Annotated in this window: 16 protein-coding genes; 9 read left to right on the forward strand and 7 right to left on the reverse strand. The window is 72.8% G+C overall.

The window, feature by feature from the left end; all coding sequences use genetic code 11:
• Nucleotides 1-78: 78 nt before the first annotated feature.
• Nucleotides 79-1548 carry a cryptochrome/photolyase family protein gene (locus tag FXF52_RS14310; protein WP_148797369.1) on the forward strand — a complete coding sequence of 490 codons (1470 nt, stop codon included), beginning with the start codon at nt 79-81 and terminating at the stop codon, nt 1546-1548.
• Between the two features lie 9 nt (nt 1549-1557).
• Here the strand turns inward: FXF52_RS14310 and FXF52_RS14315 are convergent, their stop codons facing one another.
• Together FXF52_RS14315 and ileS are read right to left on the reverse strand one after the other, a co-directional pair.
• On the reverse strand, nt 1558-2259 hold the full coding sequence (locus tag FXF52_RS14315) for a 1-acyl-sn-glycerol-3-phosphate acyltransferase (protein WP_148797370.1): 702 nt from the start codon (nt 2257-2259) through the stop codon (nt 1558-1560).
• A 133-nt stretch (nt 2260-2392) separates the two neighbouring features.
• Nucleotides 2393-5539, reverse strand: a complete 3147-nt coding sequence (gene ileS / locus FXF52_RS14320; protein ID WP_148797371.1) for an isoleucine--tRNA ligase — start codon at nt 5537-5539, stop codon at nt 2393-2395.
• A 348-nt stretch (nt 5540-5887) separates the two neighbouring features.
• Here ileS and FXF52_RS43855 point away from each other — a divergent pair, with 348 nt between their 5' ends.
• From FXF52_RS43855 to FXF52_RS14345, 4 genes are all read left to right on the forward strand, one after another.
• The gene (locus FXF52_RS43855) at nt 5888-6904 is read left to right on the forward strand and encodes an ArsR family transcriptional regulator (RefSeq protein WP_148797372.1); all 1017 of its coding nucleotides are present in this window, start codon (nt 5888-5890) and stop codon (nt 6902-6904) included.
• A 140-nt stretch (nt 6905-7044) separates the two neighbouring features.
• The gene (locus FXF52_RS14335; RefSeq protein WP_148797373.1) at nt 7045-8055 is read left to right on the forward strand and encodes an ABC transporter ATP-binding protein; all 1011 of its coding nucleotides are present in this window, start codon (nt 7045-7047) and stop codon (nt 8053-8055) included.
• The gene (locus FXF52_RS14340) at nt 8052-8822 is read left to right on the forward strand and encodes an ABC transporter permease (RefSeq protein ID WP_255471946.1); all 771 of its coding nucleotides are present in this window, start codon (nt 8052-8054) and stop codon (nt 8820-8822) included. The genes FXF52_RS14335 and FXF52_RS14340 overlap by 4 nt, the downstream gene beginning before the upstream one ends.
• Nucleotides 8823-8832: 10 nt before the next feature.
• Nucleotides 8833-9621, forward strand: a complete 789-nt coding sequence (locus FXF52_RS14345) for an ABC transporter permease (protein ID WP_148797374.1) — start codon at nt 8833-8835, stop codon at nt 9619-9621.
• Between the two features lie 122 nt (nt 9622-9743).
• Here FXF52_RS14345 and FXF52_RS14350 read toward each other — a convergent pair whose 3' ends face one another.
• Entirely contained in the window at nt 9744-11300 is a 1557-nt protein-coding gene (locus FXF52_RS14350; RefSeq protein WP_148797375.1) for an alkaline phosphatase, read from the reverse strand.
• 203 nt (nt 11301-11503) lie between these two features.
• Here FXF52_RS14350 and FXF52_RS14355 point away from each other — a divergent pair, with 203 nt between their 5' ends.
• Both FXF52_RS14355 and sigJ read left to right on the forward strand, forming a co-directional pair.
• Complete coding sequence (locus FXF52_RS14355; RefSeq protein ID WP_148797376.1) at nt 11504-11944, forward strand: carboxymuconolactone decarboxylase family protein; 441 nt, start codon at nt 11504-11506, stop codon at nt 11942-11944.
• On the forward strand, nt 11893-12828 hold the full coding sequence (gene sigJ, locus FXF52_RS14360; protein WP_255471947.1) for an RNA polymerase sigma factor SigJ: 936 nt from the start codon (nt 11893-11895) through the stop codon (nt 12826-12828). The genes FXF52_RS14355 and sigJ overlap by 52 nt, the downstream gene beginning before the upstream one ends.
• A 52-nt stretch (nt 12829-12880) precedes the next feature.
• On the opposite strand, the gene ndk is transcribed toward sigJ, so the two are convergent.
• A complete protein-coding gene (ndk, locus tag FXF52_RS14365; RefSeq protein ID WP_148797377.1) occupies nt 12881-13306 on the reverse strand; it encodes a nucleoside-diphosphate kinase in 426 nt (141 codons plus the stop codon).
• A gap of 142 nt (nt 13307-13448) precedes the next feature.
• Between ndk and FXF52_RS14370 the strand changes: the two genes are divergently transcribed.
• Nucleotides 13449-14693, forward strand: coding sequence for a glyoxalase/bleomycin resistance/dioxygenase family protein (locus FXF52_RS14370; RefSeq protein ID WP_148797378.1), 1245 nt, complete (start codon nt 13449-13451; stop codon nt 14691-14693).
• A gap of 55 nt (nt 14694-14748) precedes the next feature.
• Here the strand turns inward: FXF52_RS14370 and FXF52_RS14375 are convergent, their stop codons facing one another.
• The 3 genes from FXF52_RS14375 to FXF52_RS14385 are packed head-to-tail and all read right to left on the reverse strand — an operon-like array spanning nt 14749 to nt 19159.
• Complete coding sequence (locus FXF52_RS14375) at nt 14749-15213, reverse strand: DUF4233 domain-containing protein (protein WP_148797379.1); 465 nt, start codon at nt 15211-15213, stop codon at nt 14749-14751.
• On the reverse strand, nt 15210-16544 hold the full coding sequence (locus FXF52_RS14380) for a folylpolyglutamate synthase/dihydrofolate synthase family protein (RefSeq protein WP_148797380.1): 1335 nt from the start codon (nt 16542-16544) through the stop codon (nt 15210-15212). The genes FXF52_RS14375 and FXF52_RS14380 overlap by 4 nt, the downstream gene beginning before the upstream one ends.
• Nucleotides 16541-19159, reverse strand: a complete 2619-nt coding sequence (locus FXF52_RS14385; protein ID WP_148797381.1) for a valine--tRNA ligase — start codon at nt 19157-19159, stop codon at nt 16541-16543. The genes FXF52_RS14380 and FXF52_RS14385 overlap by 4 nt, the downstream gene beginning before the upstream one ends.
• A gap of 69 nt (nt 19160-19228) precedes the next feature.
• On the opposite strand from FXF52_RS14385, the gene FXF52_RS14390 reads away from it, so the two are divergent.
• Nucleotides 19229-19906 carry a hypothetical protein gene (locus FXF52_RS14390; protein ID WP_148797382.1) on the forward strand — a complete coding sequence of 226 codons (678 nt, stop codon included), beginning with the start codon at nt 19229-19231 and terminating at the stop codon, nt 19904-19906.
• The last annotated feature ends 139 nt before the right edge of the window (nt 19907-20045 follow it).

Genomic DNA, 20045 nt, shown 5'->3' on the forward strand with positions numbered 1-20045 from the left:
CCCCTGCGCGAGGTATCGATCACATAAAGCTCCTCGCGTCGCTCCGCCCATAACGGATGATTGACTCACAATCAGGACATGTCGCGGCGTTGGCTCTTCGCCGACCAGTTAGGTTCGCACTTCCTCGACGACCGGCAGCAACCGGTCCTGCTGATCGAGTCGAAGGCGGTCTTCCGGCGTCGCGTCCACCACCGGCAGAAGGCCCACCTGATCCTCTCCGCGCTGCGGCACCGCGCCGCCGAACTGGGCGACCAGGCGATCTTCCTGCGCGCCGAGACGTACGGGCAGGCGCTCAGGAGGGTCCGCGAGCCGCTGGAGGTGTGTCACCCGACCTCGCGCCGGGCGCTGCAGTTCGTCCGCGGCCTGGACCGGGTCACCGTGCTGCCGGCCCGGGGGTACGTGACCAGCATGGCGGACTTCGCGGACTGGGCCGACGGCCGGCGGGGCACGCTGCGGATGGAGGGGTTCTACCGCTTCGCCAGGGAGCGGCACGGGGTGCTCATGGCCGGCGGCGACCCGGTCGGCGGCCGGTGGAGCCTGGACCCGGAGAACCGCGAGCCGCCACCGAAGGACGGCAGGCGGGACGTGTCGGCCCCGCCGATGCCCAGCGAGGACGACATCGACGCGGAGGTCCGGGCCGACCTGGACCGCTGGGAGCGGGAGGGCATCCGGTTCGTCGGCCGGGACGGCCCGCGCCGCTTCCCGGCCACCGCCAAGGAGGCGAAGGCCCGGCTGCGGCACTTCCTCCGGCACCGCCTCGCCGCGTTCGGCCGGTACGAGGACGTCATGCTCGCCGCCGACCCGTGGCTGGCGCACAGCATGCTGTCCGCCGCGTTCAACCTCGGCCTGCTGGATCCGATGGAGGCGGTCCGGGGCGCCGAGCAGGCGTACCGCCGGGAGGCCGCGCCGTTGGCCAGTGTGGAGGGCTTCATCCGGCAGCTCATGGGCTGGCGGGACTACACCTGGCACACCTACTGGTACGTCGAGCCGGGTTGGCGCAACAGCAACGCGTTGGCCGCCCGGCGGTCGCTGCCGGGCTGGTGGCAGGAGCTGGACGCCGACGTGGTCGACGCGCGCTGCCTCTCCGACGTGCTCGCCGGCGTCCGGGACCGGGGCTGGGTGCACCACATTCCGCGGCTGATGGTGCTCGGCAACTACGCGCTGCAGCGCGGCTGGCGCCCGACGGAGCTGGTCGAGTGGTTCCACACTCGGTTCGTGGACGGCTACGAGTGGGTGATGACCGGAAACGTGGTCGGCATGAGCCAGTACGCCGACCTGGCCCGGATGACCACCAGGCCGTACGTCTCCGGGGGCGCGTACATCAACCGGATGAGCGACTACTGCGGCGGCTGCCGCTACGACCCGAGGCAGCGGCTCGGCGAGATGGCGTGCCCGTTCACCGCGGGCTACTGGGCGTTCCTGTCCACCAACCGCCCCCGGATCCCGGCCAACGCCCGGCTGGCCCGGACCATGAAGCAGCTGGAACGCCTCGGCGACCTGGACGCCGTGGTCGCCCAGGAGCGGCGGCGCGGCAGCGACCCGCCGTGACGGCTGGAGTCAGGACGCGACCGGCGGCTCGCCGCTGACCGGCGGGTGCGCGCGGGGCGGGGCGTAGCGGGGCACGTACTCCTGGCCGGTGAGCTTCTGGATCTCGCTCATCATCTCGTCGGTCATCGCGCGCAGCGAGGTCCGGTCGCCCGACCGGCCGGTGAAGTCCAGCGGCTTGCCGAACCGCACGATGATCTCGGCCTTTCCCGGCCGGGGCACCCGGGCCCCGATCGGCTGGGCCTTGTCGGTGCCGATCATGCCGACCGGGATGATCGGCACGCCGGCGGCCACGGCCAGCCGGGCCGCCCCGGTGCGCCCACGATAGAGCCGCCCGTCCGGGGAGCGGGTGCCCTCCGGGTAGACGGCGACCAGGTCCCCGGCCTTCAGCGCGGGAATGGCCGCGTCGAACGCGGAGAGCGCGGCCCGCCCGCCAGCCCGCTCGACCGGGATGGCACCCAGGCCGGTGAGCACGAACTTGGAGAACCGCCCCTTCACGCCGGTGCCCTTGAAGTACTCGGACTTGGCCCAGAAGGCCAGGTGGCGGGGCACCACGGTGCCGAGGAAGAGCTCGTCGGCGACGGAGAGGTGGTTGCCCGCGAAAATCGCGCCGCCGGTCGCCGGGATGTGCTCCAGCCCCTCCACGGTCGGACGGAAAGCCAGCCGGAGCGTGGGGCCCACGACGAGCTTGCCGATGGTGTAGAGCAGCGGCACGGGTCCTCCGGCGGTCGTACGGGACAGGCGGTGTCACGGTAGCGGACGGCCCCACGCCGGCCCGATCGGGTGGCCGGCCGCCCCGGTGGTGGTCCGGCGAACCTCGGTCCGCCGGACCACCACCATCAGGAGGTCATACCCGTCGCACGGCGACCGTCACCCGCTCGCCTTCGCCGACCTCGCCGGCGAAGCCCTCGATCCCCTCGGCGAAGTCGACCGTGTCGGCCAGCACCTCCCGGGCCACGAAGTCGGTGTACGCGGACACCGCGGCGCGCACCTCCTCGGACGCCGACAGCGCCACCACAATCCGGTCCGAGACGTCCAGGTCGGCGTCCCGGCGGGCCTGCTGGATCACCCGGACCACGTCCCGGGCCAGCCCCTCGGCGGCCAGCTCCGGGGTGACCTCGGTGTCCAGCACGACCACGCCCTCGCCGCCGGGCAGCGGCGCGGAGTGCTCGGCGTCGGCGGCGACCAGGCGCAGCTCGTACTCGCCCTCGTCGAGGGTGATCCCGGCGGCGACCGGGGCGCTGTCGACCAGCTCCCACTCCCCCGCCTTGACCGCCTTGATCACCTGCTGGACCGCCTTGCCCACCCGCGGGCCGAGCGCCCGGGGCACCACGGTCAGCACCTGCTGGCAGTATGCGGACACCTCGTCGGTGAACTCCACGTGCTTGACGTTCACCTCGTCGGCGACCAGGTCGGCGAAGGGCCGCAGCTGGTCCGCCCGCGGCGAGGCCACGGTCAGCCGCGACAGCGGCAGCCGCACCCGCAGCCCCTTGGCCTTGCGCAGCGACAGTGCCGCCGAGGCGACCGCCCGGGTGGCGTCCATCGCCGTCACCAGCTCGTGGTCGGCCGGGAACTCCGCCGCCGCCGGCCAGTCGGTCAGGTGCACCGACCGCTCGCCGGTGAGGCCGCGCCAGATCTCCTCGGCGGTCAGCGGCGCCAGCGGTGCCACCACCCGGCAGAGCGTCTCCAGCACCGTCCACAGCGTGTCGAACGCCTCCGCGTCACCGGACCAGAACCGGTCCCGCGAGCGGCGCACGTACCAGTTGGTCAGCGCGTCCAGGTAGGACCGGACGGTGGCGCAGGCGCCGGAGATGTCGTACGCGTCCAGCTGCGCCTGCACCGTCGACACCAGCTCGTTCGTCTTCGCCAGCACGTACCGGTCGAGCAGGTGCGTCGAGTCGGTGCGGCGCCGGGCGGTGTGGCCCTCGGCATTGGCGTAGAGCGAGAAGAAGTACCAGACGTTCCACAGCGGCAGCAGCACCTGGCGCACCGCGTCCCGGATGCCCGCCTCGGTGACCGACATGTCGCCGCCGCGCAGCACCGGCGAGGACATCAGCATCCAGCGCATCGCGTCCGACCCGTACGAGTCGAAGACGTGGTAGACGTCCGGGTAGTTGCGCAGGCTCTTGGACATCTTGCGCCCGTCCGAGCCGAGCAGGATGCCGTGGCTGAGGCAGTTGCGGAACGCCGGCCGGTCGAACAGCGCGGTGGCCAGCACGTGCATGGTGTAGAACCAGCCGCGGGTCTGTCCGATGTATTCGACGATGAAGTCGCCCGGGTAGTGGTGTTCGAACCACTCGCGGTTCTCGAACGGGTAGTGCACCTGGGCGAACGGCATCGACCCGGACTCGAACCAGCAGTCCAGCACCTCCGGCACCCGGCGCATCATCGACTTCCCGGTGGGGTCGTCCGGGTTGGGGCGGACCAGCTCGTCCACCGCCGGCCGGTGCAGGTCGGTCAGGCGTACGCCGAAGTCCCGCTCGAGGTCGGCCAGCGACCCGTACACGTCGACCCGCGGGTAGTTCGGGTCGTCGGACTTCCACACCGGGATCGGCGAGCCCCAGAACCGGTTCCGGCTGATCGACCAGTCGCGGGCGTTGGCCAGCCACTTGCCGAACGAGCCGTCCTTGATGTGCCCCGGCGTCCAGTTGATCTGCTGGTTGAGCTCGACCATCCGGTCCTTGAACTGGGTCACCGCGACGAACCACGACGACACCGCCTTGTAGACCAGCGGGGTGTCGCAGCGCCAGCAGTGCGGGTACGAGTGGGTGTAGGTGTCCTGCCGGAGCAGCACCCCCCTTTCCTTCAGCTCCCGGATCACCGACTTGTTCACGTCGAAGACCTGCTCGCCCTGGTAGGGCGGGACCAGCGCGGTGAACCGCGTGTGGTCGTCCACCGTGACGATGGTCGGGATGCCGGCCGCGTTGCAGACGTTCTGGTCGTCCTCACCGAAGGCCGGGGCCAGGTGGACGATCCCGGTGCCGTCCTCGGTGGTGACGAACTCCGCGCCGAGCACCTGGTACGCGTTCGGCCCGGCCTGCTCGACCAGGAAGTCGTAGAGCGGGACGTACCGGCGGCCGACCAGGTCACGCCCGGACACCGTGCCGACCTGCTCGTACCCCTCCAGCTCCTTGGCGTACGCGCCCAGCCGGGCGGCGCCGACGACGTACCGCACACCGTCGCGCTCCAGCACCGCGTACTCGATGTCGGGGCCGACGGCGAGCGCCAGGTTCGACGGCAGGGTCCACGGCGTGGTGGTCCAGACGCCCAGCCGCACCGGCCCGCGCAGCAGCTCCGGCGCGCCCTCGTCGGGGGTCAGCTCGAACCAGACCGACACGGTCGGGTCGTGCCGGTCCTTGTAGACGTCGTCCATCCGGGTCTCGGTGTTCGACAGCGGCGTCTCGCACCGCCAGCAGTACGCCAGGACCCGGAAGCCCTCGTAGACCAGACCCTTGTCGTGCAGGGTCTTGAAGGCCCACATGACGCTCTCCATGTAGTCCAGGTCGAGCGTCTTGTAGTCGTTGGCGAAGTCCACCCAGCGGGCCTGCCGGGTGACGTACCGCTCCCAGTCCTGGGTGAACTCCAGCACCGAGGTGCGGCACGCCTCGTTGAACCGGGCCACGCCCAGGTCGAGGATCTCCGCCTTGCTGGTGATGCCGAGCTGCTTCTCGGCCACCACCTCGGCCGGCAGGCCGTGGCAGTCCCAGCCGAAGCGCCGCTCCACCCGGCGGCCGCGCATGGTCTGGTAGCGCGGCACCACGTCCTTGACGTAGCCGGTGAACAGGTGGCCGTAGTGCGGCAGGCCGTTGGCGAACGGCGGGCCGTCGTAGAAGACGTACTCGTTGGCCCCGTTCTCGCCCGCGTCACGGGCTTCCACCGAGGCCTCGAAGGTCTTGTCGGCCGTCCAGTGCTCCAGGACCCGGCGCTCCACCGCGGGCAGGTCCGGGCTCGCCGGGGCGCCGGCGGCGGTCGGGTCGTGCAACGGATAGGCCATCGGGGGTCGCTCTCCTCAGCAGCAGCTCACTCGTCGTGTGGGTCTGCGAGGACGAGCCCTTCCGGTACGCCGTCACCGGCGCCCCGGGTCAGGCCCGCGGTACCACCCCGCTTGGCGGTCAAGGTGCGACCGCCCGCTCGTTGGCCGGCTGTGACGGGCCGGTCCCGTCCGGTTCTACTGGGCCGGTCACCCGGCTGTTCTTCCGGAGGCTCGCCGGTGATGGCCGGGTCGTCGCCTGTGTCCGACAAGCGTACTCGACCGGGCCGGCGCTCCGCCCCCGAGTATCGGCCCGGGTCGACCCCGTACCACCAGCCGGGCGTCACGGCCGGCCGCGGCTAGGCTCACCTGGTGATCCGGATCGAGTTGGACGAGCCCACGCTGGCCCGTACCCGGATCGCCACCAGCCCGCTCTGGGAGGTGCTGACCAGCCTCTACCTGCTGAAGCGCCAACCGGAGGAGGCACCCTGGCCGTACACCGGCTGGGCCCGGCACGCCCGGCGGGTGCTGGCCGAGGTGCCGGAGACGGCACCGGCCCGGCTGCTCACGGCCGACGACCGGGCACCGGACTTCCTCACCCCGATCCCGCCGTCGCCGGCCCCCACGCTGGCCGAGGAGTTGGCCGTGCTGCGGGCCACCCCGGCCGAGGTGATCGCCGAGCAGGTCCCCCGCTACCACGACCCCGACGACCTGCCGGGCTGGCTGCGCCCGTTCGTCACCGACCGGCAGGCCGCGCTGGACCGGCTCGCCGGCGGCATCCAGGCGTACTGGGACGCGGCGATCGAGCCGTGGTGGCCGGCGATGCGGGCGGCGCTGGACGAGGAGGTGCTGCACCGGGCCCGAGCACTCGCCGCGGACGGCCCGGACGCGCTCCTGGCCGGCCTGCACGAGCGGGTGCGCTGGGAACAGCCGGTGCTCACCCTGGTCAAACCCCTGGAGCAGAGCTTCCGGGCGCTGGACCAGCGGCTGCTGCTGATCCCGCTGATCTTCTCCCGGGGCGCGCTGGCCTGTTCCACCGACCATCCGGAGATCGTCGCGGTCTCCTACCAGGCCCGCGGGGCGGCCGTGCTGGCTGAGGGCGGGCCCACCCCGACGGCGGAGGAAGCCGCGACCGACCGGCTGGCGATCCTCCTGGGCCGGGGCCGGGCCCAGGTGCTGCGGGCGCTGACCCGGCCGGCCACCACGGCCGGGCTCGCCGCCACCCTCGGGCTCGCCCCGAGCACCGTCTCCGAGCACCTCGCCGCGCTGCTCACCGCCGGGGTGGTGCACCGCCGCCGGGTGGGCCGGCGCGTGCTGTACGGCCTGGAACCGGCCGGCCTGTCCCTGGTCACCCTGATCGGCGCCGACCCGGCGACCGCCTCCGCCTGAGGATTCGGCGAGCGCCGAATTCGTTTCCCCGCCCGCCCCGGCGTTCCTAGATTCGCCGACATGAGCGAGCGAAGCGAGCGAATCATCCGGCTCAGCGCGGCCGAGCCTCATGACGGCCCGGAGCGAAGCGGAGGACCGGCATGAGCGAGTACGCGATCGAGGCGGCCGGGCTGCGCCGCACCTACCGCAGCCGAACGGGATGGTTACGACCCCAGCGCCGGGAGGTGGAGGCGGTCCGCGGCGTCGACCTGACGGTCGGCAACGGGGAGCTGTTCGGCCTGCTCGGGCCGAACGGCGCCGGCAAGACCACCACCATCAAGCTGCTGAACACGCTGCTCATCCCGACCGCCGGCACCGCCCGGATCTGCGGCCACGACGTGGTCACCGAGACCCGGGAGGTACGCCGGCGGATCGGGTACGTCTTCGGCGGCGACCGGGGCCTCTACGAGCGGCTCTCCGCCCGGGACAACCTGCGCTACTTCGCCGAGCTTTACGGCGTGCCGGGGCGGGAGCAGAAGCGGCGCATCGCCGAACTGCTCGAGCTGGTCCGGCTCGACGGCCGGGAGAACGAGCGGGTGGAGGGCTACTCCCGGGGCATGCGGCAGCGGCTGCACATCGCCCGCGGCCTGCTGCACCGGCCGAAGGTGCTCTTCCTCGACGAGCCGTCGATCGGGGTGGACCCGGTGGCGGCCCGGGAGCTGCGGCAGACCGTCGCCGACCTGGCGGCCACCGGCACCACCGTGCTGCTGACCACGCACTACATGGCCGAGGCGGACGAGCTCTGCGACCGGATCGCGGTCATCGCCAGCGGCACCATCCAGGCCCTCGGCACCCCGGCGGAGCTGCGGCGCCACGCCGACGGCCGGCAGGTGCTGGAGGTCGAGGCGTACGGGGTGACCGACGCCCAGCTCGCCACGATCCACACCCTGCCCGGCGTACGCGAGGCGAGCGTGACCGTCGCCGGGGCGGCCCAGGTGCTGACCGTGCAGTCCGACGCGGGGGTGGACGTGCAGGCGGACGTGCTTCGCGCGCTGGACGGGGTCCGGCTGGGCCGGGTCAGCGCCCGCCAGCCCACCCTCGAGGACGCGTACGTGGCGATCGTCAACCGGGTCGCCGCGCCGTCTCGCCCGCTCGAGGCGGTGACGGCGTGAAGCTGCTCCGCATGATCGGGGTGGGGGCGCTGCTGCACACCAAACAGCTGAGCCGCTCCCCGTTCGAGATCGCCACCGCGCTGATCGTGCCGGTGGTGCAGGCCACCCTGGCCGTGTACCTGTTCCGGGCCGGCGGCGAGCCGGGCCGGCTGCTGGAGGCCGCCGTCGGCGCCGGACTGATGGGTGTCTGGTCGTCGGTGCTCTTCGGCTCCGGCGGCGCCATCCAGAACCAACGCTGGCAGGGCACGCTGGAGATGATCATGCTGGCGCCGCGCCCGCCCGCGCTGATGATCCTCCCGATCACGCTGGCCACCGCGGTCACCGGCACGTACGCCATGCTCGCCACCCTGCTCTGGGGCCGGCTGCTGTACGGCGTCCCGCTGGACTTCGCACACCCGCTGCTCTTCCTGCTGGCCGTCCCCGGCTGCGTGCTCGGGCTGGGCATGTTCGGCCTGCTGCTCGCCGCCACGTTCGTGCTCATGCGCAACGCGAACGCGCTGACCAACACCCTGGAGTACCCGATCTGGCTGGTCTCCGGGATGCTGGTGCCGCTCACCGTGCTGCCCGGCTGGACCGGCCCGATCGCCGCCGCGCTGCCCACCACCTGGGGCGCCCGCGCGGTCCACGAGGCGGCCAGCGGCGGACCGGTGTGGCCGTCCCTCGGCATCTGCCTGGCGATCAGCCTCGGCTGCCTGATCACCGGCGCGTTGATGATGACCTACGTCGAGCGACGGGCCCGCGCCGCGGCGACCCTCGCGCTGGCCTGAGGAGACGACGATGACGGCACTCTTCCGGCTGATCGGCACGGGCGGCGTGATCGCCTACCGGGCCCTGTTCAACTGGACCACCCCGGCGATGTTCATCGGCTCGCTGCTGGTCGGCCCGATCTTCCAGCTGCTCTTCTTCGCCTATCTGGGGCGGCAGCTCGGGGTTGCCGACGACCGGTTCTACATCGTCGGCAACGCGGTGCTCGCCGCCTCGCTCTCCTGCGTCTTCGGCGGCACCATGGCGGTCGCCAACGAACGACGCTTCGGCACGCTCGGGCACGTGTTGCTCTCGCCGCGCAGCCGCACCGCGGTCTTCCTCGGCCGGGTCCTCCCGTACGCCGGGAACGGCCTGCTCATCGCGGTCAGCACGCTGACCGTGGGCTCGCTCCTGCTCGGCCTGCGGATGCCGCCGGACGCCCTGCCGGCCCTGCTGGCGACCCTGGCGGTGGCCTCGCTGTCCTGCGGCTTCTTCGGCCTCACCCTGGGCGCGCTGGGGCTGCGGTTCCGGGACGTCTGGGTGGTCTCCAACGTCTCGGTGGCGCTGCTGCTCCTGCTCACCGGGGTCAACGTCCCCGCCGCGGGACTGCCCGGCTGGATGCGCGCGGTGGGCCAGGCGCTGCCGATCACCCACGCCGCAGCGGCCGCCCGCCAACTGGTCGCCGGCAAGGGTTTCGCGGCCGCCGCCCCGGCGCTCGCCGCCGAGGTCGCCGTCGGATTCGGGTACGCGCTGCTGGCCGCCACGCTGCTCAAGCTCTTCGAAGCCGAATCCCGCCGCCGCGCCTCCCTCGACACCATGTGACCCGCCCCCTCCATCCTCCCTTTCCTCCCCCACTCCCGGTTGATCATGAAGTTGGCGGCATCTGTGGAGATCCACATCGCCGTCAACCCCATGATCAACGCGGGCGACGCACGGAGCCTGAGTCAGCGGGTGGGGGCGGGGAGGGTGGTGGTCCAGAGGGAGACGCCGGCGCGGTCGCGCAGGTGCACCGTCAGGTCGCCGGACTCGCCGTCGATCGAGACCTCGCCGAAGTGCTGGAAGCCCTCGGCGGGCGAGGTGTTCGCGCGCGGCGGCGCGTGCACGAACGCGGCCTGCGGGCCGAAGGTGCCGTCCAGGGCGTTCGGGCCGAACGCGCCGGCGTGCGCCGGCCCGGAGACGAACTCCCAGAAGGGGGTGAAGTCCCGGAAGGCCGCCCGCGTCGGGTCGTAGTGGTGGGCCGCGGTGTAGTGCACGTCGGCGGTGAGGAAGACGATGCCGGTGACGCCGGCCCGGTGGGCCGCGCCCAGCACCTCGGCGAACTCCAGCTCACGCCCTGCGGGCGCACCCGGGTCGCCCTGCGCCACGCCCTCCTGCGCGCCCGGGCCGTCCGGCACCACCAGGCCGAGCGGCAGGTCGTTGGCGATGACCTTCCAGGTGGCCCGGGACCGGGTCAGTTCCCGGATCAGCCATTCCCGCTGCTCCCGGCCGAGTAGGCCGCGGTCCGGGTCGGCGTACGTGTTGCCGTCGTTCGGGTCCTTGTACGTCCGCATGTCGAGGACGAAGACGTCCAGCAGCGGACCGTACGGCAGCTTGCGGTAGAGCGGCCCGTTGACGGGGGCCGGAACCCACTCGTGGAACGCCTGCCGGGCCCGGGCGGCGAGCACGTCGACCCGCTTCTCGGTGTAGCGATCGTCGGCGAGGATCTGCCCCGGATACCAGTTGTTGCGCACCTCGTGGTCGTCCCACTGGTTGATCTGCGGCACCTCGGCGGCGAGCGCGCGCAGGTGCTCGTCGAGCAGGTTGTACGCGAACTGCCCGCGGTACTCGGCCAGCGTCTCGGCCACCTTGCTCTTCTCGGGCGTGACCAGGTTGCGCCAGATCCGGCCGTCCGGCAGGGTGACGCTCTCGGTGAGCGGGCCGTCGGCGTAGACCGTGTCCCCGCTGCACAGGAAGAAGTCGGGGCGGACCGCCCGCATGGACCGGAAGATCGCCATGCCGTCGAAGTCGGGGCTGATCCCCCAGCCCTGGCCGGCGATGTCCCCCGTCCAGACGAACCGCACGTCCCGCCGGTCCTGTGGGCCGGGGGCGGTGGCGAACGAGCCGGTCAGCGGCTCGCTGGACAGCCCGGGCCGGTCCAGGCTCTCCACGCTCACCCGGTAGTACAGCCGCTCGCCTGACGGCAGGCCGCGCAGCCGCACCCGGCCGGTGCCGTCGGTCGACGGGTCCAGCAGCGGGCCGCGCAGCAGCCGGGCGCCGCGCAGGTCCGGGCGGCGGCTCAGCTCCACGAGCATCCGGCCGGGCCGGTCCGCGCGGGTCCAGACCAGCGCCGAGTCGGCGGTCACGTCGCCGCTCTGCACGCCGTGGGTGAGCACCGGGCGGCCGGACGGCTGCCAGGCCGGCGCCGCCGTGGCCGGGCCAGCGCCGAACAGGCCGCCGCCGGCGAGTCCGGCCCCGGTCAGCAGTCCGGCGCGCAACACGGTACGTCGATCGAGAGAAGTCATCTGTCCCCTCCGTCGGGAATCGGTTCCTGGTGGTCTACCGGCCCGAGGTGAGCCGGACCGGCGCACGCGGATGGCCGGCGTGGGAACCGCGGCTGACCACTCGTTGACGTCGTGGGCATGACCACCGTCACAGCCCGCACCTGTCACGCCCAGGGCAGGCCGATCCGTCGTGTCCACGTACCGACGACACGAGGGAGGCCGAGATGAGTCGGATCAACATGACGGCAGTGGTGCCGGAGGCGTACCAGGCGGTGCTCGGGCTGGAGAAGTACGTCCAGAAAAACGTGGACCACACCGTGCTGGAGCTGGTGAAGCTGCGGGCGTCGATGCTCAACGGCTGCGCGTTCTGCGTGGACATGCACAGTCGGGACGCGCTCGCCGCCGGCGAGTCCAGCCGGCGGCTGTTCGCCGTCGCCGCGTGGCGGGACGCGCCGTTCTTCGACGAGCGGGAGCGGACCGCGCTGGCGCTGACCGACGCGGTCACCCGGCTCGGCGAGCACGGCGTGCCGGACGAGGTGTGGGACGCCGCGGCGAAGGTCTGGTCGGAGAAGGAACTGGCCGACCTGCTCGTCGCGATCGCCACAATCAACGTGTGGAACCGAATCTCGGTGAGCACCCGGAACGAGCCGCCGCTCGAGGTGTGACCACCACCGGGGCAGCGGAGGCGGCCGGTGCGCTCACCGCGCACCGGCCGATGCTGCTCGGCCTGGCGTACCGGCTGCTGGGCAGCCTGCACGACGCCGAGGACGTGCTGCAGGAGGCGTACCTGCGCTGGCTGGACGTCGACCGGGCGGCGGTCGCCGAGCCGCGCCGGTACCTGGCCCGGGTGGTGACCCGGCTGGCGCTGGACCGGCTGCGCGCCCGGCAGGCGGCCCGCGAGACGTACGTCGGCCCGTGGCTGCCCGAGCCGGTGCCCACCGGCGCGGGTGGCCCGTTCGGACCGCTGGACACGGTCGAGCAGCGGGACACCCTCTCCACCGCGGTGCTGCACCTGCTGGAGCGGCTCACCCCGCCGGAGCGGGCCGTGTACGTGCTGCACACCGCATTCGCCCTGCCGTACGCCGAGATCGCCGACCTGCTGGACCGGTCGACGGCGGACTGCCGCCAACTGCACCACCGGGCCGTGGCCCGGATCGCCGACGACCGGCGGCGGTTCACCGCCGGGCCGGCCGAGCAGCGGCGGCTGCTGGACGCGTTCCTGGCCGCGGCGCGCGACGGCGACCTGGCCCGGCTGACCGACCTGGTCGCCGCCGACGCCACCGCCTGGTCCGACGGGGGTGGCCGGGTCCGCGCGGCGCGCAACCCGGTCCGCGGCGCGAACCGGATCGCCCGCTTCTTCGCCGGCGTCTACGGCCGCCGCCGCCCCGGCGTCACGGCGTCGCGGGTCGAGCTGAACGGCGCGCCGGCGCTGCTGCTGCGCTGGCCGACCGGGGTCCGCTACACCCTCGCGGTGGCCGCCGCCGACGGCCGGATCACCGGCGTCTACCTGGTCGGCAACCCCGACAAGCTGGCCCGCGTGCCCGGCTGAACACGCCCGACGGCCCCGGTCCCAGTGTGGGACGGGGCCGTCGGCGAGGACGTCAGCCCAGCTCGGGGAACCAGAGGGCGATCTCCCGCTTGGCGCTGTCGACCGAGTCGGAGGCGTGCACCAGGTTCTCCCGGTTGGACAGGGAGAAGTCGCCGCGGATGGTGCCGGCGGCGGCCTTGCGGCCGTCCGTGCTGCCGATCATCCCGCGCACCACCTCGATCACCTGGTCGCCGGAGAGCACCAGGGCCACCAGCGGGCCACCGATCATGAACGCCTTCAACGGCGGGTAGAACGGCTTGTCGACGTGCTCGGCGTAGTGCTGGTCGGCGAAGTCGCCGTCCATCGTCCGGGAGATCAGCGCGTCGATCCGCAGGCCCTTGCGCTCGAAACGGCCGAGGATCTCGCCCACCAGACCGCGGCGCACCGCGTCGGGCTTGATCAGTACGAGCGTGCGCTCGTCCGGGCTGCTGCTGGACACGCTGGGTTCCTCCTGTGCGCGGAAGCGGGTCGGGCTGGGTACGGTCAGCGTAGCGACCCGGTCCCGGCGCCGACGCGGCGGCCGCTCTTTCCCCCGGTCGCCGACACGGCCTAGCCTGGCCCTAGACCCCGGGAGGTCCACTGTGGCGAATGGCGGGAACCGACCCATCGCGCCGGTGCGCAAGCTGATCGGCGCGGTGCTGGGCACCGTGGCGACCTTCATCGTGCTGTTCGGGCTGGGCATGACGAGCTGGGCCATCGTGGCGCTCGGCGTCGCGCTGCTCGTGCTGGCGATCGCCCTGGCCACCGTACGCGGCGGCGGGCGCACCTGGGTGGTCGGCCTCGGCCACGTGCACAGCGCCTCCGAGCCGCCCACCCAGTACTCGTTCGGCCGCTGCGAACTCCAGCTGGTGATCGACGCGCCCGGGCTGCCGCCCCGGTCCAAGAAGATCATCGAGCCGCGGGTCCCGGTCGCCAAGTGGCCATCCCTGGGCCAGGCCCTGCCGGTCCGGGTCGCCCTCGACGACCAGCGGCACGTGCGCGTGCTGTGGGACGAGGTGCCCACCCACGCCGAGACGGCCGCCGCGGTCGCCGACCTGCCGCCCGAGTACGCCGGCCCCGACCCAGTCGAGGAGGTGCTGATCGCGCAGGAGGCCCCGCCGTGGGTGGACCGCCCGGACGACGACTTCCGCGAAGATCTCCCGCCCGCATCGGACCCGCTCCTCGACGACGTCACCGGGCCGCCGGAGCAGCGCGAGCCGGTGGTGGTGCACCAGCGCCCGGGCGGCCCGGTGGTGCTGGAGGGGCAGTTCGTCGAGGCGACGACCGGGGGCTCGCTCCCCCGCCGGGCCACCCCGGCCCCACGCCCGCCCGCCGAGGAGCGGTTCGACACGGTGCCGGTCGACCCGATCGACGTGCCGCTGGACGAGCCGGCCGCGGAGGCGCCGCCGACCCCGGAGGAGCTGGACGAGGCCATCTTCGGGCCGACCGGCGACGAGCCCGCCGAGCTGGCCACGCCGATCAGCGGGGTCGGGATCACGCTGCTCGTCACCGACCTGGACCGGTCGCTCGACTTCTACCAACGGCTCGGCTTCGACGAGCTGGACCGGGGCACCGGCAACGCCGTCCTCTCCTCCGGGGCGACCCGGCTGGTGCTGCGCCAGGTGACCGGAGCCGCGCCGATCAGCCGCCGGCTGGTCCACGTCAACCTGGAGGTCGACGACATCCAGGCCGCGTACGAGCGGCTGCGCGGATCCGGCGTCCGCTTCACGTACGCCCCGCGGGTGGTCAACCGGGGCACCAGGCTGGAGGTGTGGGCGGCGGCCTTCCGCGACCCGGACGGGCACGGCGTCGCCCTCACCCAGTGGCGCACCCTCGCCGACGCCTGAAAAGGGGCGGGCCTCCGGCCAACGCGCGGAGGCCCCTCCGCACACCTGGTACGGCTCAGCCGAGGATGACCCGCCGGACGTGCAGCGCGTACGCCCAGACCAGGGCGAAGATGACCCCCAGCACGAGCAGTGACCAGTGCAGCAGCCCGGACAGCATCAGCAACCCCTGGAGCACCGTCCCGGCGTGCCAGGCCCACGACCGCTTCATCTGCCCGGCCAGCACCACGCAGGCCACCGCCAGCGCCACGATCGCCCCGACGGCGGCGCCGCTGAGGTGCCCGCCGACCACCCGGATCGGCTGGATGGCCAGCAGCAGCACCAGCGCCTCCAGGGCCAGCGTCCCGGCGCCGAGCCCGCGGACGGCCTTGTCCGGGTTCCGCAACCCGGATCGCCGCTCCCCCGGGCCGACCGGCTCGCCGCCCCCTGGGCCGCCGACCGGCGCGCCGTCGCCCGGGCCACCGGCCGGGGGCCCGGCCGGCGAGCCTTCGGCGCTGGGGCGCTCCTCCACCGGCCCGGTCATCGCTTGAGCAGCCGGCGGGCGTCGGCCACAGTCACCACCGATCCCGTAATCAGCACACCGACCCCGGCCAGCTCGCCCGGCACGTCGGATTCGGCCTCGGCGACGGCCGCCTCGATGGCGTCCGGCATCTCCTCGGCGACCTGCACCCGGTCCGGCCCGAAGACCTCCCGGGCCAGCGCGGCCAGCTCCTCGGCCGGCATCGCCCGAGGCGAGCTGTTGCGGGCGACGACGATCGAGTCGAGCACCGGTTCGAGCAGCTCCAGCAGGCTGGCCGCGTCCTTGTCGCCGAGCACGGCGAGCACGCCGACCAGCTTGCTGAACGCGAACTCCTCCTGCAACGCGGTGACCGTGGCAGCCATCCCGTGCGGGTTGTGCGCGCCGTCGAGCAGGATCGTCGGGGCGGTACGCACCTTCTCCAGCCGCCCCGGCGAGCTGGCCGCGGCGAAGCCCTCCCGGACGGTCTCGATGTCGAGTTGCCGCTTCGCTCCCGCCCCGAGGAACGCCTCGACCGCGGCGAGCGCGACGGCCGCGTTCTGCGCCTGGTGCGCGCCGTGCAGCGGGATGAAGATCTCCTCGTACACCCCGCCGAGGCCCTGGATGGTGAGCACCTGACCGCCGACCGCCACCGCCCGGCGCAGCACCCCGAACTCGGAGCCCTCCCGGGCGATGGTGGCACCGACCTCGGCGCAGCGCTCCAGGATCGGCCGGGCGGCCTCCTCCTCCTGCGCCGCCGCGACCACCGTGGCGCCCTTGTGGATGATGCCCGCCTTGTGCAGCGCGATGTCCTCGATGGTGTCGCCGAGCCACTCGGTGTGGTCCAGCCCGATCGGGGTGAGCACCGCCACCCCGGCCTGAATCACGTTGGTCGAGTCCTCGGCGCCGCCGAGCCCCACCTCCACCACCGCGACGTCGACCGGCGCGTCGGCGAACGTGGCGAACGCCAGCGCCGTGGTCATGTCGAAGTAGGTCAGCGGCTCGTCGAAGCGCTGGTCGACCAGCTCGGCCAGCGGCGCCACCTCCCGGTACATGGCGACGAAGCGCTCCTCGCTGACCGGCTCCCCGTCCAGGCTGATCCGCTCCCGGACGGTCTCCAGATGCGGGCTGGTGTAGCGGCCGGTGTGCAGCCCGAACGCCCGCAGCAGCGAGTCGATCATCCGGGCCGTGGAGGTCTTGCCGTTCGTCCCGGTCAGGTGGATCGACGGGTACGCCCGCTGCGGGCTGCCGAGCAGGTCGAGCAGGGACTCGATCTTCTCCAGCTCGAAGTGCATGCGGGTGAAGCCGCGCTCGCTGAGCGCGGCCTCCACCGCGACGAATTCCGTGCGGTCGGTCACGAGGGCAGTGCCTCCAGCGCGGCGTCGATCCGGACCAGATCCGCCTCGGCCACCGCGAGCCGCTCACGGATCTTGGCGACCACGTGCTCGGGCGCCTTGCCGACGAACGCCGGGTTGTCCAGCTTCCCCCGCGCCTGCGCGGCCTCCTTCTCGGCGGCCGCCCGGTCCTTGGTGAGCCGCGCCCGCTCGGCGGCCACGTCGATCGAGCCCCGGGTGTCCAGCGCGACGCTGACCTCGCCCGGCATGGCGAGGGTGGCGCTGGCCTGGAAGTCGTCGCCGGGGGCGTCCAGTCGGACCAGCGAGCGGATCAGCGGCTCGTGCGCGGCGAGGCCCGCCGGCCCGAGGCCGTCGAGCCGGGCCGCCACCCGCTGCGTCGGCCGCAGCCCCTGGTCGGAGCGGAACCGCCGGATCTCGGTCACCACCCGCTGCAGGGTGCCGACCTCGCTCTCCGCGGCGTCGTCGACTCCGGTACGGTCGGCCGCCGGCCAGGCCGCGGTGAGCACCGTCTCCCCGCCGGTCAGCGCGCTCCACAGCTCGTCGGTGACGAACGGGATCACCGGGTGCAGCAGGCGCAGCAGCTGGTCCAGCACGTGCCCGAGCACCCGACGGGTGGCGTCGGCCGCCGGCCCGCCCTCCGCGAGCACCGGCTTGCTGAGCTCCACGTACCAGTCGCAGACGTCGTCCCAGGCGAAGTGGTACAGCAGGTCGCAGACCTTGGCGAACTCGTACGCCTCGAACTGCTCGTCCACCTCGGCGGTCACGTGCGCCAGGCGGGACAGGATCCACCGGTCGACGGTCGACAGCTCGCTCGCCGGGGGCAGCGGCCCCTCGATGTTCGCGCCGTTCAGCAGGGCGAACCGCGTGGCGTTCCAGAGCTTGTTGCAGAAGTTCCGCGAGCCCTGGCACCACTCCTCGCTGACCGGCACGTCCTGACCGGGATTGGCACCCCGGGCCAGGGTGAACCGGGTGGCGTCGGCGCCGAACCGGTCGATCCAGTCCAGCGGGTCGACCACGTTGCCGAACGACTTGGACATCTTCTTGCCGTGCTCGTCCCGGACCATGCCGTGCAGCGCGACGACATCGAACGGCTGCACGCCGTCCATCGCGTACAGGCCGAACATCATCATCCGGGCGACCCAGAAGAAGAGGATGTCGTACCCGGTGACCAGCACGCTGGTCGGGTAGAACTTCGCCAGGTCCGGGGTCTGCTCCGGCCAGCCAAGCGTGGAGAACGGCCACAGGCCGCTGGAGAACCAGGTGTCCAGGACGTCCTCGTCCTGCCGCCAGCCATCGCCGGTCGGCGGCGCCTCGTCGGGGCCGACACAGACGATCTCGCCGTCCGGGCCGTACCAGACGGGAATCCGGTGGCCCCACCAGAGCTGGCGGGAGATGCACCAGTCGTGCATGTTGTCGACCCAGGCGAAGTAGCGCTTGGCCAGCTCGGCCGGCTCGATCCGCACCCGGCCGTCGCGGACCGCGTCGCCGGCGGCCTTGGCCAGCGGGCCGGTGTTGACGAACCACTGCAGCGACAGTCGCGGCTCGACCGTGGTCTTGCACCGCGAGCAGTGCCCCACCGCGTGCACGTACGGCCGCTTCTCGGCCACGATCAGGCCCTGCTCGCGCAGCGCGGCGACGATCGCCGGGCGGGCCTCGTACCGGTCGAGCCCCTGGAACGGGCCGGGTGCCGTGATGATCCCCCGCTCATCCATGATCGTCAGCGATGGCAGGTCGTGCCGCTGGCCGATCTCGAAGTCGTTGGGGTCGTGCGCCGGGGTCACCTTGACCATGCCGGTGCCGAAGCTGGGGTCGACGTGCTCGTCGGCGACGATCGGGATCCGCCGGTCGGTGAGCGGCAGCGCCACCTCGGTGCCGATCAGGTGCCGGTACCGCTCGTCCTCCGGGTGCACCGCGACCGCCGTGTCGCCGAGCATGGTCTCCGCCCGGGTGGTGGCCACCACGACCTCGTCGCTGTAGCGGATCGAGATCAGCTCGCCCTCGTCGTCGGTGTGCTCCACCTCGATGTCGGACAGCGCGGTGAGGCAGCGGGGGCACCAGTTGATGATCCGGTTCGCCCGGTAGATCAGGCCGGCGTCGAAGAGCTTCTTGAACATGGTCTGCACGGCCCGGGACAGGCCCGCGTCCATGGTGAAGCGCTCGCGGTCCCAGTCGACCGCGTCGCCGAGCCGCCGCATCTGGCCCAGGATGGCGCCGCCGGACTCCGCCTTCCACTGCCAGACCCGCTCGACGAACTTCTCCCGGCCCAGGTCGTGGCGGGACAGGCCCTCGCCGGCGAGCTGCCGCTCGACCAGGTTCTGGGTGGCGATGCCGGCGTGGTCCATGCCGGGCAGCCAGAGCGCCTCGAAGCCCTGCATCTTCTTGCGCCGGGTGAGGGCGTCCATCAGCGTGTGCTCGAACGCGTGGCCCATGTGCAGCGAGCCGGTGACGTTCGGCGGCGGGATCACGATCGTGAAGGGGGGCTTGTCGCTCTCCGCCGACGCCCGGAAGTGGCCGGCGGCTACCCACTGCTCGTACCGTCGCTGCTCTACCTCACCGGGCTGGTACTGGCCGGCAAGGGTCGGGGCGTCGGGGCGTCGGGCATCCAGTCTCTCGGTCACCCTGAAAGTCTACGGAGCGCTTCTGGAGACCCGACGTGCGCCACCTCTTGTTCGCGTACGGTGGCGGACATGTCCGACGCACATCTCACCGAGCGTCCGGTCGGCGACGGGCCCGAGCCGGTCGACCTGACCGACGAGCCGATCCAGCTGAGCCGTCGGGACCCGGCGCTGGAGCCCGAACGGCGCCCCGTCTCGCGCCGGCGCCGCATCGCGCTGGGCGCGGCGCTGGTCGTCGGGCTGGCCGGCCTAGGGGCGCTCGGCGTCGGCGGCTGGCGGGTGCTGGACCAGAAGGACACCACGTTGACCACGCCGGTGAAGGTCGCCGGGCTGACCCGGGACGACAGCGAGGGTGCCCGCACCACCGCGGACTACCTCCGCAACGGCCTCGCCGCCGACATCGACCTGGACCGGAGCTTCGGCACCGTCTACAGCGACCCGGCCGACGCCAAGCGGGCGGTGCTCGTGTTCGGTGGCACCACGTTGCTCTGGCAGCCGGGGCGGGACCTGGACACCCTCTTCGGGCTGATGGCCGACGAGACCGGCAAGGTGAGCGGCCTGCACGAGGTGGACGCGGGCCGTCTGGGCGGCGTGATGAAGTGCGGTACGACCGGCGGCGACGGCGGCGACTTCGCGGTCTGCGGCTGGGCCGACCACGGCAGCGTGGTGATGGCGATGTTCGCGGGCCGTTCCGCGGCCGATTCCGCCGTGCTGTTCCGGCAGTTGCGCGAGGGCATCCAGAGCCGCTGATCCGGCGTCCCGGCACGCTGGGAGCCGGCGGCTGCCGACCCGGTGGCCAGGAAAAGCGGAGTCAGGCTTCCTGATTGCGTCGCCTTGGACGCTAACGCAGTCGAGGGCCGACCCTGCTGGGGCGGCCCTCGAAAAGATT

It is taken from the genome of Micromonospora sp. MP36, from assembly GCF_008119785.1.
In the GTDB taxonomy this organism is placed as follows: Bacteria; Actinomycetota; Actinomycetes; order Mycobacteriales; family Micromonosporaceae; genus Micromonospora.